The sequence below is a fragment of the Halobacillus sp. K22 genome (genome assembly GCF_052246795.1).
GTDB lineage: Bacteria > Bacillota > Bacilli > Bacillales > Halobacillaceae > Halobacillus.
Window position 1 is genome coordinate 204,904 of the sequence record NZ_JBQQCN010000003.1, and the last position, 12,129, is coordinate 217,032.

General features: G+C 42.5%; 11 protein-coding genes. 6 read left to right on the forward strand and 5 right to left on the reverse strand.

Features of this window, described 5'->3' with window-relative positions:
- Positions 1 to 329: 329 nt before the first annotated feature.
- The 3 genes from ACTWPM_RS04065 to ACTWPM_RS04075 all read right to left on the reverse strand — a co-directional run bounded on the left by ACTWPM_RS04065 (position 330) and on the right by ACTWPM_RS04075 (position 4,911).
- Positions 330 to 716: a hypothetical protein gene (locus ACTWPM_RS04065; protein ID WP_443131787.1), complete on the reverse strand. Its 387-nt coding sequence runs from the start codon at positions 714 to 716 to the stop codon at positions 330 to 332.
- Positions 717 to 2,252: 1,536 nt separating this feature from the next.
- Complete coding sequence (locus ACTWPM_RS04070) at positions 2,253 to 3,794, reverse strand: glycine betaine uptake BCCT transporter (RefSeq protein ID WP_443131788.1); 1,542 nt, start codon at positions 3,792 to 3,794, stop codon at positions 2,253 to 2,255.
- A gap of 49 nt (positions 3,795 to 3,843) precedes the next feature.
- Positions 3,844 to 4,911: an FUSC family protein gene (locus ACTWPM_RS04075; RefSeq protein WP_443131789.1), complete on the reverse strand. Its 1,068-nt coding sequence runs from the start codon at positions 4,909 to 4,911 to the stop codon at positions 3,844 to 3,846.
- A gap of 142 nt (positions 4,912 to 5,053) precedes the next feature.
- Here ACTWPM_RS04075 and ACTWPM_RS04080 point away from each other — a divergent pair, with 142 nt between their 5' ends.
- Together ACTWPM_RS04080 and ACTWPM_RS04085 are read left to right on the forward strand one after the other, a co-directional pair.
- The gene (locus ACTWPM_RS04080; RefSeq protein ID WP_443131790.1) at positions 5,054 to 5,923 is read left to right on the forward strand and encodes a polysaccharide deacetylase family protein; all 870 of its coding nucleotides are present in this window, start codon (positions 5,054 to 5,056) and stop codon (positions 5,921 to 5,923) included.
- Positions 5,924 to 6,124: 201 nt separating this feature from the next.
- On the forward strand, positions 6,125 to 6,235 hold the full coding sequence (locus tag ACTWPM_RS04085) for a GapA-binding peptide SR1P (protein ID WP_443131791.1): 111 nt from the start codon (positions 6,125 to 6,127) through the stop codon (positions 6,233 to 6,235).
- A gap of 41 nt (positions 6,236 to 6,276) precedes the next feature.
- On the opposite strand, the gene ACTWPM_RS04090 is transcribed toward ACTWPM_RS04085, so the two are convergent.
- Entirely contained in the window at positions 6,277 to 7,746 is a 1,470-nt protein-coding gene (locus ACTWPM_RS04090) for an aminotransferase class I/II-fold pyridoxal phosphate-dependent enzyme (RefSeq protein WP_443131792.1), read from the reverse strand.
- 133 nt (positions 7,747 to 7,879) lie between these two features.
- Between ACTWPM_RS04090 and ACTWPM_RS04095 the strand changes: the two genes are divergently transcribed.
- Both ACTWPM_RS04095 and ACTWPM_RS04100 read left to right on the forward strand, forming a co-directional pair.
- On the forward strand, positions 7,880 to 8,836 hold the full coding sequence (locus ACTWPM_RS04095) for an NAD(P)H-dependent flavin oxidoreductase (protein WP_443131793.1): 957 nt from the start codon (positions 7,880 to 7,882) through the stop codon (positions 8,834 to 8,836).
- Between the two features lie 18 nt (positions 8,837 to 8,854).
- Positions 8,855 to 9,133, forward strand: coding sequence for a UPF0223 family protein (locus ACTWPM_RS04100; protein ID WP_443131794.1), 279 nt, complete (start codon positions 8,855 to 8,857; stop codon positions 9,131 to 9,133).
- Between the two features lie 39 nt (positions 9,134 to 9,172).
- Here ACTWPM_RS04100 and ACTWPM_RS04105 read toward each other — a convergent pair whose 3' ends face one another.
- Positions 9,173 to 9,805, reverse strand: a complete 633-nt coding sequence (locus tag ACTWPM_RS04105) for a YktB family protein (RefSeq protein ID WP_443131795.1) — start codon at positions 9,803 to 9,805, stop codon at positions 9,173 to 9,175.
- Between the two features lie 182 nt (positions 9,806 to 9,987).
- Here ACTWPM_RS04105 and ACTWPM_RS04110 point away from each other — a divergent pair, with 182 nt between their 5' ends.
- Complete coding sequence (locus ACTWPM_RS04110) at positions 9,988 to 10,179, forward strand: hypothetical protein (protein WP_443131796.1); 192 nt, start codon at positions 9,988 to 9,990, stop codon at positions 10,177 to 10,179.
- Positions 10,180 to 11,302: 1,123 nt separating this feature from the next.
- Complete coding sequence (locus ACTWPM_RS04115) at positions 11,303 to 12,127, forward strand: inositol monophosphatase family protein (RefSeq protein ID WP_443131797.1); 825 nt, start codon at positions 11,303 to 11,305, stop codon at positions 12,125 to 12,127.
- Positions 12,128 to 12,129: the final 2 nt, after the last annotated feature.

The window sequence follows — 12,129 nt, forward strand, 5'->3', positions numbered from 1 at the left end:
ACGGTTCAGGAGTTTTTTTGTTATTAATTTTACGAACCAATGCTTGGAAAGAGATGATTCAGGGAACGTGAGGAAACGCCGAAAAGAGCAGGGAACCTTCTTACACCTTAGGAAGCAAATACGAAAAATTACTGCCGAGACAAGGATGGGAAAAAGTTAGGGAGGCGGGGTATGCTTTATTCTCCAGGCACGTTGTGGCATTTTAAAGGGTTTAATAGGTAAGGAACTAGTATATGTACTGTAAACTATGAAGGTGGAGCAGGAACGAGTAGAATTCTTTTAGGCAAAGTGCTCTCTATTGTAAAATAAAAACTCCTGAGCGCATTAGTTTAGGAGTTTTTATTACTTAATGATATGGAACTTTCTAATTTATTCATTATATCTTGAGACCTTGAATCGCCTGAAATCAATTCTACAACCTTCCCATCTTTTTTTACAACTAGAGCGGGAAGTTGGTCCTTATTGACATCAATCTGGCCTGTGTTAGCCTCTGACTGCTCAAATAAAAGAGATTCATGATTATGTTTCATTTTCCAATCAAGAAGAGCTGATAAATAATTATCGGCTTCTGATGGATAATCATCATCCAATTCCGTATATAAATAAACAGCGTAGGATTCAGAATGTGCTTGTAAAACTTCCACATTGTCAGTTTGAGGAATGCAGCCTGCTAATAAAATGATAAGTAATAATGAAGTAATTCTACTGTAAGTCATTTGCTTGTCTGCACTCCTTTCTTATCTGCTGCAGAGCAAGTGTAACAAACAAAAAGGACAAATCATTCGTTGTAATGGATATGTCATTGAAATGATAACCGAGTGTTTTATCATTAATCGATATGTTAATAAATAATCAATTTTGTAACACGAAAAAGAGGAGAACGGACCGATATCGTGCTTGAAAGATAACTAACTATTACATATTCCAGCACTCAACAGGTTATAAAAAACGAAAAAACCTTTAATGAAACACCTTCGGCTGGTAATAGGGAGTTGCTTTATTTTAAAATAACTCTTTTAATCTTACCGTGTTGATTTCCAGAAAAGCTCCCGTTACTTGAAGACTCAGTTTCGAGATTTTTTGTTAGAATTAGGTTCTGCGGGGGACGACTCGCTTTCCGGCCCTGCACGACGCAGGGTCGTTCGACGTTGCCACACGACGTGGCGTTCTTAGTCGAACCTCCCCTTCTGTGCTGAGCCTCCTCAGTCTTCGACTTCCGGGGTCTCACCGATCATGTTTATCCCACAGGAGTCTACATCGTCCCCCTCCGGACCTAGCCGAAACAGCAACTCGAAACCACTTAACACACTGTTTGCTTGGGAAAAATACATAGGATAAAGCGTTTATTTTCATGCTAGCACGATGTGGAAAAACTTGTCATAGAAGCGTTTAGGTCCTATTTAGAAGGAGAGCAATCTCTTTTGGAAGGGTCCGTTATTCTCCCGTGGCTGGGTTGGTGGGGGAATGGCAAGACTCCCAGGTTGAAAGCGGAAGCACCTTGGTCAGCGGCGTATGGACTGGACTGAGCTGGCGGAATAAAGAAAACACGAAGAGCAAAGCGATTCGATGTTGCCTTATCGTACAGAAGTGAGGGAAGTCTCACTAGCCGCTAGGTGCTGGAGCTGGATAGCACTCCACGCCGTTTAGGCATTTGCTTATGACTCCGTCGATCATGAGTGTAAGAACGGGAGAAGGAACTAGGTGAGATCCCGCAGGGAGTGAAACGAGCGAGGAAGCTCATGGTAAAAGGAGGATCGACTAAGGTCGCCACGTCCTGTGGCAACGTCGATCGACCCTACGTCATGTAGGGCCATAGGAAAGTGTTCAAACGTGCAATCACCCTGAAAGACACGACCAGCATAAGCCGAGCATCAAAAGGCTGGTGGTTTTTCCAGCCGTTGATGAACGGCTTATGTCTCGAGGGTCTGGGTGATGGAACAAGACGAGTTATTTCCCCACCAGCCCTTCTCACCATTTGATTAACGGACCCATTTATCTCGAAATCGAGTCTTCAACTATCCGGCCCTTTAGCGGAATAACCCTTTTATGGAAAAGTAGCTGTAATGTTCAGGCAAGTATTGGAGACTAAATGAAGTAATTGGTTTTTTAGCTTAAATACTCCAGCAATTCTGTTTTTATCAATTTAGCTGAAATTACTAAAAGTAGTGGGAATAAGAAAGCAATATAAAAAAGACCGCCGAGAGAGTCTCGACGGTCTGGCAACCCCCTATAAAGGAGGGGGAAATTTAACTTCAGCTAGACGCTTTTTTCTTTTTAAGGCCAGCTTCTTTTGCATCTGCATTAAACGTCTTATATAGCGAGAAGCAGATCAAAATCATGATAATGGTGAAAGGGAAAGCTGATATAATAGCTGCTGTCTGTAAGGCGCCTAATCCGCCCTGCCACAGAAGTACGGCAGCTGCTCCGGCTTGAATAACACCCCAGGTAAATTTCACCTGATTTTTAGGGTTTAAGCTGCCATTGGTCGTCTGCATTCCAAGAACGAAAGTAGCTGAGTCAGCTGACGTTATAAAGAATGTACTAATTAATAGAAGACCAATCATGGACATCACACCGCCTAGAGGGATGTGCTCAAGCATAGAGAATAGAGCAACCTCGTTACCAAGTTCATTTACATCGGAAATGATGTTAACACCATCGAAATATTCTAGAGAAATGGCCGTACCGCCAAATACGGAGAACCAGAGAGCACCAAAGAAGGTTGGTACTAGAAGTACACCTAGAATAAATTCGCGGATTGTACGTCCTTTAGAAACACGAGCAATGAAGGTTCCTACGAATGGAGCCCAGGAAAGCCACCAAGCCCAGTAGAAAATGGTCCAGTCTTTCACCCAGGTACTATCTTCTGCGAACGGTGTCAGACGGAAGCTCATATACGGAAGGTCACGTACGTATGAACCGAACGTAGTCGTGAAGAAATCCATAATAAAGTTCGTAGGTCCGGCGAACAGTGTAAAGACCATAAGTAGTAGAGCCAGTACAATGTTGGTATTACTCAAGTACTTAATTCCTTTATTTAAGCCGGTCATCGCCGAGACCATAAACAGTATGGTTACTGCGAGAATAATGATTAATTGTAAAGTGAATGTATCTTGAAGACCATCAAAAGTAAAGGCAAGTCCACTTGAAATCTGCAGTGCCCCAAGTCCAAGGGAAGTAGCTACACCAAAAATTGTCGCAAATACGGCAATAAAGTCAATGAGTGTTCCAAGTGGACCTTTTACTCGTTTCTCCCCTAATAAAGGAACTAAAGTTGCACTGATTACGCCTGGCGCATCTTTTCTGAATTTGAAGTAAGCAAGTGCCAAAGCAATTACAGAATAAAAAGCCCAAGGGTGTAAGCCCCAGTGGAAGAAACTGTATTTCATAGCTGATTGTGCGGCTTCTTCTGTTGCGGGCTCCTGACCAACAATAGGCGGAGTGTGGAAGTGGGAAAGTGGTTCAGCTGCTCCCCAAAATACAAGCCCGATCCCCATGCCTGCACTAAATAACATTGCAAACCAGGTGATATAAGGGTATTCCGGTTCATCATCAGGCTTTCCTAGTTTTAACTTCCCAAATTTAGAAAAGACTAAATAAATAGCGAAAATAACGAAACCGGTAGCTGATAATAGATAGAACCAGCCGAACTTATCCGTCAAGAAACCTTGAACATTAGATGTTATGTTACTTAAATTCCAAGTAGGCAGCACGCTTTCAGGGATGACTCCCCAAGCGATAAATAATAGTGCTACTACTACTGAAATGTAGAATACTTTTGAAACCTGTTTCACTTTGATCATCCCTTCTTACTTTATTTTCCAGAATTCCAAGTAAAAATTGTTACTGTCCATAGCAGTCTTGGACTAATTTTTGCTGCTTATGAGACATGTTTTGAAGTTCTTCCAGTACATCATGAAAACATAAAAGTTCATAAATGAGAATAGTTTGCTGCGGCAAATGGTGTCTGTACCTGGAGTCCCTTTGCACATGCTCTTCTTTCCATTTCCAAAAGACTTGGTCTAGCTTTTCGACCCTTGTAAACTGATCTTCACTAATAGTATGGGTGGGGTCTTGCAGTACTTTAACATAATTCTCAGTCAGACCTTCAAGCAACTGGATTTCAGCCTCAGTAAAATCCGCAGCTTTTGTATTTACATACTGCAGGTTACCCAGATGGTAGGCGATCTGCTGAAAAGTTCTGAGCTTTTTCTGAGAAAATTGAAAAGCTAACATTTCTTCTTTCGTATGTCTGTGATATTTCCACTCTTCTCTTTGAAATTGAGACAGCTGATATGTTCTTTCCAAATGGGCAGTTAACTGCCGATAGGATTTTTGAATCCCGCGGTTTTTCTCTTTAGAATCTGCAGTTATGCTTGATATTATGCGCTGGAGCATGACACCAGCCTGATTATACAAACCATTAATATTTTTGTAAATCATGGGGGAATAATTAGGTGGTAAAAGGAAAAAGTTTACAAGAGTCGAAATAACTATGCCAATTGAAGTAGTACCCAATCTACTGAAAAACGAAACAATATGATGGTCTTGAAATTCTGGGATCATAGCAGTGGCTGTAATAGTGGCCACAATAATCCCGTCATCCAGTTTTAATTTGTGGCAGACAGCAATTGTCAGCATGGCCACTAGAGCAAAGGTTAAAGCTCCCTTGCCAAGGAAACTGTAAAAGACGGTTGCTAGCAATGCTCCGATAGCAGAGGCTGGAAAGCGTACCATCGCTTTTTTAATCGAATCAGCAGCCGTATGCTCAACTGTAACAATGGCTGTTATGACAGCAAAAACTATAGGCAAATTAAAAAAACCACAAATTAGTGCGGTTAAAAATACAGAAATCCCCGTTTTTAAAGTACGTCCACCTAAAATTTTAAAACGCTTCAATTTTTGAAACATACATACCACCTAAATTTTTAATAACTGCCCAAAGGTTAACGATTAAATATTATAACCTAAATTTCTACATAACGATAGCCGAAATCCACATTCTTCTTATATAATAGTGTAGTTGGAAATACATAACAGTGGAGGGACTTCAATGAAAAGATGGGGAATATTTTTGTGTTTATTGGTATTATTGGCGGCTTGCGGCGGTGTGAATGGTCAAGAAGACGGGGGAAAAGAGCAAGAAAAGAATAAAGAGCAGGCAACTCAGGAGGCAGACGAGAAAAAAGATTCAGCTAAAGAAGAAAACGAAGAAAATAAAGCTGAAAAAGAAGAAAAAAGCGAGAAATCAGAAGAAGCTGCTGCCGAAGCTTCACCTGAAGAGCCCAAAGAGGTTCAATATCAGATTACCGGTAACTGGGGATTTGAACCGATAAAAGATGCTAATCCTAATGTAGCTCTTTTAACGATAGATGATGCTCCGGATGAACATGGGGTAGAAATGGCTGAAACATTAAAAGCAGCGGAGGCACCAGCTATATTCTTCGTGAATGGACATTTTATCGATTCAGAAGAAGGGAAAGAAGAACTGAAAAAGATTCACGAACTAGGATTTCCAATCGGCAACCACACGATGACTCATGCTTCTTTACCTGACTTATCCCAGGAAGAGCAGAAAGAAGAGATCGTTGGATTGAATGATAAAATTGAGAAAATCATTGGGGAACGTCCTAAGTTTTTCCGTGCACCTTTTGGTCAGAATACAGAATATTCCAAACAGTTAGCTGCTGAAGAGAAGATGCTGCTCATGAATTGGACTTATGGGTACGATTGGAATGAAGAATACATGGAAGCTGACAAACTAGCGGATATTATGGTGAATACGGAATTACTGGGCAATGGAGCGAACCTTCTCATGCATGATCGTGAATGGACGGCTGAAGCGCTTGATGACATTGTAGAGGGACTTCGCGGCAAAGATTATGAGCTCCTTGACCCTGCATTAATTAAAACTCCAAATTAACACGAAAAAAAGGGGAGATTACTTAATCCCCCTTTTTTAATGGACTATTTTAAGCCACAAAAACATACTATGATAGGAGTGCATCTTATTAGTATGTCACATTTTTAAAAATGTTATACTTTTGGGCTTGATTTTTGAAATGTGTCATATTAAAATGAATGTACATTGAAAGCGATTACAAATTATAAGGAGTGGATGTTAATGGGTACAATCGTTTGTCAGGACTGTCAAAAAGTGATTGAACACTATGAAAATGAAAAGGTATCTACCCTTTATAGCACATGCCCTACGTGCCATACATCGGAAAAATAATAGACGCAAAAAGCCCGCTGCCGGAGAGCAGCGGGCTTTTTTTATTTGAAGGCTTTTTGTTCGGTAATGACATGAATGGTTTCAAGTGTTGAATCTTCCGGCCCTTGCACAGGCAGACCTGCTTGAATGTTTTCATGGATATAAGCGATATTATCAGAGTTAATGATCTCTCCAGGGATGAAGATTGGGATACCTGGAGGATAAACCATGACAAATTCAGCACTGATACGACCCACTGCTGAGCGAAGTGGCAGTACTTCCGTAGATGCATAGAAAGCTTCGCGGGGGGAGAGAGAAAGTACTGGAATGTCAGGTACCTTGACTACAATTTCTTTTGGTGCGATTGTTCCGGAGGATTGCTCCGAAAGATCTGTGAGAGCTCCGATTAGCCGGTCAATGTCTTCTTCTCTGTCTCCTGGAGTGATGAGACACAAGATATTATATAAATCCGAAAGCTCGACCTCAATGTTGTAATTCTCTCTTAACCATACTTCTACGTCATAGCCGGAGATGCCTAAATTTTTGACAGAGATAATCAGCTTTGTAGGGTCGTAATCATGTGTAGCATCACTAGCCAAAATTTCGTCTCCCGGACAATAGATAGAAGGAATTTGGTTTATACTTTTGCGCGCGGTTTCAGCAAGCCTTATACACTTCTCCATAAGTTCATGACCATTCATGGCCAGATGACGCCTGGCTGTATCCAGAGAAGCCAGCAAAATATAAGAGGTAGATGTGGTCGTAAGCATCGACATTATCGTCTGCACTCGCTCATGAGATACGAGTCCTTCTCTTAAATTTAACACCGAGCTTTGAGTAAGTGACCCGCCAAGCTTATGAACACTTGTTGCTGCAAGGTCCGCCCCTGCCTGCATAGCAGAGAGCGGAAGACGCTCATGAAAGTGGATGTGTACCCCGTGGGCTTCATCGACGAGTACAGGAATGTCAAAGGAATGAGCAATATCCACGATGTGACTTAGGTCGGCAGTTATTCCGAAGTAAGTCGGGTTAATAACAAGCACACCTTTAGCATCCGGGTGTGCCGTGCAGGCTCTTTCTACAGCTTCTGGGGTTATTCCGTGTGAAATGCCAAGCCTATTGTCCAGCTCTGGATGAATGAACACAGGTTTAGCGCCTGAAAAAATGATAGCTGTCGTGATCGATTTGTGCACATTTCGAGGTACGATGATTTTATCTCCTGGTTGGCAGACGCTCATGATCATCGTCATGATGGCTCCAGAGGTTCCCTGAACGGAGAAAAAGGTATAATCTGCTCCAAAAGCTTGAGCTGCGAGATTTTGAGCATCCTTAATCATACCCTGGGGATGATGCAAGTCATCCAGGGGTTCAATATTGATTAAATCAATGGAAAGGGCGTTATCCCCTATAAACTGCTGAAATTCTTTATCCATCCCTTTGCCGCCTTTATGGCCGGGTATATGAAACTGAGTTGGTTTTTTATCTGCATGATTTTTAACCCCTGTAAATAAAGGAGTTTCGTTCTGATTCATAGCGTATAAGCACCTCTTTTCAATAGAAAGCATGTGAATTATAGCAAAGTACCTTTGGATTTGCTAGTAAAAAAACCAAGCTTGTGCGTCACGTAAGACCTCGTGGTAAACTGTTCTTAAAGGAGGAGAAGCCATGAATTGGAAGACCCAAGTAACAGAGAAATTAGGGATTACTTACCCTGTTATCCAAGGGGGGCTGGCCTATCTTGCGTACGCGGAACTTGCAGCTGCAGTTTCCAATGCGGGAGGTCTTGGACAAATAACAGCCATGAGTATGAATAGCCCAGATGAACTGCGGGCGGAAATTAAGCGGTTGCGTACCTTAACTCGGAATCCATTTGGGGTAAATTTTGCTATTGGACAGCAACGAAGACCATTTGAAGAAATGGTTGCTGTGGCTGTCGAGGAAAACGTTCCCGTCATATCAGTTACGGGCGGTAATCCTAAGCCTGTACTGGAGATGGTAAAGGGTAAAGGTATTAAGACACTTGTACTCGTTGCTGCTAAGCGTCAGGCAGAGAAAGCCGAGGAACTGGGCGCAGACGCAGTTATGGTTGTTGGTCAGGAAGGAGGCGGACATATCGGAAGAGATGATGTCGGCACTTTCGTTTTGACGCCACGTGTGGTGGATGCGGTATCCATTCCTGTGATCGCTTCCGGCGGGATTGGGGATGGCCGGGGACTTATGGCTGCTCTTGCTCTAGGAGCGGAAGGGATCGAAATGGGGACCAGGTTTATAGCAACAAAAGAGTGCCGTCATGCCCATGCCACTTATAAACAAGCGCTTATAGATGCAACTGAGACTTCAACTACTGTCATAAAAAGAAGTCTGAAAGCACCTGCGAGAGCCTTGAATAACCCATGGACGGATGAAATATTAAAGCTGGAAGCTGAGGGCCAGGGGTATGAAGGGTTAAAAAATTACATTAGCGGCGATGCGAATAAGAAATACATTTATGAAGGAGAAGTGGAAGAAGGGTTTGCCTGGGCAGGACAAATTGCTTCAAGCATTACAGATGTACCATCGGTCGGTGAACTGTTTCAACGAATGATTCAAGAGGCTGAAGAAATTCGCAATAAGTGGAGTTAGTACATAAGGAGGTATAAGATGAGCTATCATTATCCAATTGATGAAATTTACTGGACGAAAGAGGAAATTATCGATGTGGTTAACTTTTATTCGAAGGTCGAACAGGCGTATGAAAAACAAGTAAACCGCGAGGAGCTTCTTCTTTCATACACACGCTTCAAACAAATTGTCCCATCTAAAAGTGAAGAAAAGAAGCTTTGCGGCCAGTTTGAAAAGGAATCCGGGTATTCTTGCTATCGGACAGTAAAAAAAGCGAAGGAGTCTGGGGTAGGAGACAAAATAAAAATGGAATCATAAATAATGAAGCAGCCGCATTCCTTGCGGCTGCTTTTCTAATCAAGCTTTTTTTGTATAGCGGTACAATGGTTCGAGCGTTTGGAACGTATCTTTGCAGAGACTTAAAAACGCCTCAGGATCTTTAAGTCTGGCGTCATCACGCTCAAGCTGCTGCCCGCACAAGATTTCTGCTTTCTTAACATGCTTCAGCCTGTCCGTCATGGCATCAAACTTATCAGAATCTACTTCTCCATGAGAGATGGCTTCAGGCTTAGTGTGATCCCCAGACCAGACGAAGTGATCAGGGATGTGATTCATAATCTCTTTTTTGTGAGACTTCAGTATATCGGCGTAGTTTTCTTTAATAGGGCTTTCATATATGACTGCAAACCAAATAAATACGTGCGTTTCCCATAAGCCTACTTGGAAGTGGGGCAGTTTTTTATAGCCTCGTTTATTTGAAGCTAAAGCTGCCCACGTATCGTTTGGAGGGTTAGTTTTACGCCTCGCGTGGCGGGCCACGTGCACAAACATTTCATCTCCAGTCATGGCAGTTACGTCGGGCGCAAGCTCGTTAGCAACCGCCTCTAGTTTCGGAGAAATATTCTTCTTTAAAGCCTCCATGCGGTTATCGAGACCTGGAATGGAGAAAACGTCAAAATCTTTTTGGGTAAATCCTTTAAAAGTGGTCACTCTATCAACTCCTCGGTAAACAATCGGTCTTATTTTACCACATGTAAAAATCTTTACTAAGCAATCTGTTTCAAGGGTTTGAATTTTCTAAAAATGGGTTACATATAAGTAATCTTATTGAAACTTCTCAAGCAATTTCCACATATATATAAAGTAAGGATTTGAAAGGGAGGGTAATGGCAATGAAACATGTCATGGAAGCACTGCGTAAAAGAGAAGCTGAAGAAAAGCTCCCGGTGATCCGCTTGGAGATTGATTACGAATTGGTTACGTTGCATGATGCAATGCTAGCGGAGGATGAAGCCCAGATAAGGAAGAGTAAAAACAGGCTTGCCGAACTTCGTAAACAGCTGATTGAATGGTCTATCGATTAACGAGCAACATATAGTTGCTTGTTTTTTTTGATTTGGTTCTGGTAAACATGCTTATGAATTTCTCATAAAACGGCTTATTCAACTAAAGGGCCGGTTACTTTAAGACTCAGTTTCGAGATAAATGGGGTCCGTTACGAGATTAGGAGGTGGCTGGTGGGGAAATAACTCGTCTTGTTCCATCACCCAGACACTCGAGACATAAGCCGTTCATCAACGGCTGGAAAAACCACCAGCCTTTTGATGCTCGGCTTATGCTGGTCGTGTCTTTCAGGGTGATTGCACATTTGAACACTTTCCTATGGGGGAACGGTGAGCTTCCTCGCTCGTTTCACTCCCTGCGGGATCTCACCTAGTCCCTACTCCCGTTCTTACACTCATGATCGATGGAGTCATAAGCAAATGCCTAAACGGCGTGGAGTGCTATCCAGCTCCAGCACCTAGCGGCTTAGTGAGACTTCCTTCACTTCTGTACGATAAGGCAACATCGAATCGCTTTGCTCTTCGTGTTTTCTTTATCTCCGCCAGCTCAGTCCAGTCCATACGCCGCTGACCAAGGTGCTTCCGCTTTCAACCTGGGAGTCTCGCCATTTCCCCACCAACCCAGCCAAGGGAGAATAACGGACCCTTTCAGAAGAGAGAATGCTCTTCTTCTAAATAGGTCCTAATGCTTCTATGACAAGCTTTTTCACATCGTTTTAGCATGAAATACACTCTTCATCCTATCCTTTTTCTCGTCAAGCAACCAGTGTATTTAGTGGTTTCGAGTTTCTGATTCGGCCAGGTCAGGAGGGGGGACGATGTAGACTCCTGCGGGATGAAAATGACAGGGGAGACCCCGGAAGGCGAAGCCTGAGGAGGCTCCGCGCAGAAGGGGAGGTTCGACTAAGAACGCCACGTCGTGTGGCAACGTCGAACGACCCTGCGTCATGCAGGGCCGGAAAGCGAAATCGTCCCCCGCAGGAGCTTCCGCTCAACAAATATCTCGAAGTCAGTCTTCAACTAAAGGGAGCTTTTCTGTGAAGATCAATGTGGAGAGATAATATAGCTTTAGAGGTAAATATGTGAAATAACCCCCCGGGATTTGATATGATAGAAACCATCTGATGTAAAGGAGTATGAGAACATGGATATACAAAGAAAAGAAGAGCTTTATGAGCAAGCTAAGCAATGGATTTTGGAAGCAGGATCCCATATACGAGACCATATCGATGCTCCAAGATCGATTCAGACGAAATCGAACCCTAATGACTTAGTAACGGAAATGGATCAGCAGACAGAGCAGTTTTTTGCCGATAAAATAAGGGACAACTACCCCGATCATCTGTTATTAGGTGAGGAAGGTTTTGGAGATTCACTAGAGGACTTAAAAGGCACCATCTGGATAGTCGATCCAATAGACGGTACAATGAACTTCGTTCATCAAAAAAGGAATTTTGCAATCTCGATTGGTCTATATGAAGATGGAGTTGGTGAAATCGGTCTTATTTATAATGTAATGGAGGACGTATTGTATTCAGTTAAAAGAGGACAAGGAGTCTTTAAAAATGAAAAGCAGCTTCCTAATCTTAACGATTCAAGACCACTTAAGGAATCCATTCTTACGTTAAATACAACATGGCTGATCCCTGAAAATCCACATGTAGAGCATAAAAGTATTCAGGAATTAGTAAAAACCATTCGAAGCACACGCTCCTATGGTTCGGCTGCTCTTGAGTTAGCATTTGTTGCTGAAGGTATTGTGGACGGGTATTTAACTATGTCGCTGATGCCATGGGATTATGCGGCCGGAGCCATTATGATTCAAGAAGTAGGAGGGACCGTTACACGTGCAGATAAGGGTGAGCTTGATCTTTTAAATTCAACCACTGTTTTAGCGTGCCGCTCCAATATATATCACGAAATTATCGACGATTATGTACAGCTCAAAACAAAAGAAAGCGACCGCTAAAA

Bases quoted from the DNA above. Each gene is read 5' to 3' on its own strand.
- ACTWPM_RS04065 (WP_443131787.1), bottom strand. From the start codon at position 716: ATGACTTACAGTAGAATTACTTCATTATTACTTATCATTTTATTAGCA.
- ACTWPM_RS04075 (WP_443131789.1), bottom strand. From the start codon at position 4,911: ATGTTTCAAAAATTGAAGCGTTTTAAAATTTTAGGTGGACGTACTTTA.
- ACTWPM_RS04080 (WP_443131790.1), top strand. From the start codon at position 5,054: ATGAAAAGATGGGGAATATTTTTGTGTTTATTGGTATTATTGGCGGCT.
- ACTWPM_RS04085 (WP_443131791.1), top strand. From the start codon at position 6,125: ATGGGTACAATCGTTTGTCAGGACTGTCAAAAAGTGATTGAACACTAT.
- ACTWPM_RS04090 (WP_443131792.1), bottom strand. From the start codon at position 7,746: ATGAATCAGAACGAAACTCCTTTATTTACAGGGGTTAAAAATCATGCA.
- ACTWPM_RS04095 (WP_443131793.1), top strand. From the start codon at position 7,880: ATGAATTGGAAGACCCAAGTAACAGAGAAATTAGGGATTACTTACCCT.
- ACTWPM_RS04100 (WP_443131794.1), top strand. From the start codon at position 8,855: ATGAGCTATCATTATCCAATTGATGAAATTTACTGGACGAAAGAGGAA.
- ACTWPM_RS04110 (WP_443131796.1), top strand. From the start codon at position 9,988: ATGAAACATGTCATGGAAGCACTGCGTAAAAGAGAAGCTGAAGAAAAG.
- ACTWPM_RS04115 (WP_443131797.1), top strand. From the start codon at position 11,303: ATGGATATACAAAGAAAAGAAGAGCTTTATGAGCAAGCTAAGCAATGG.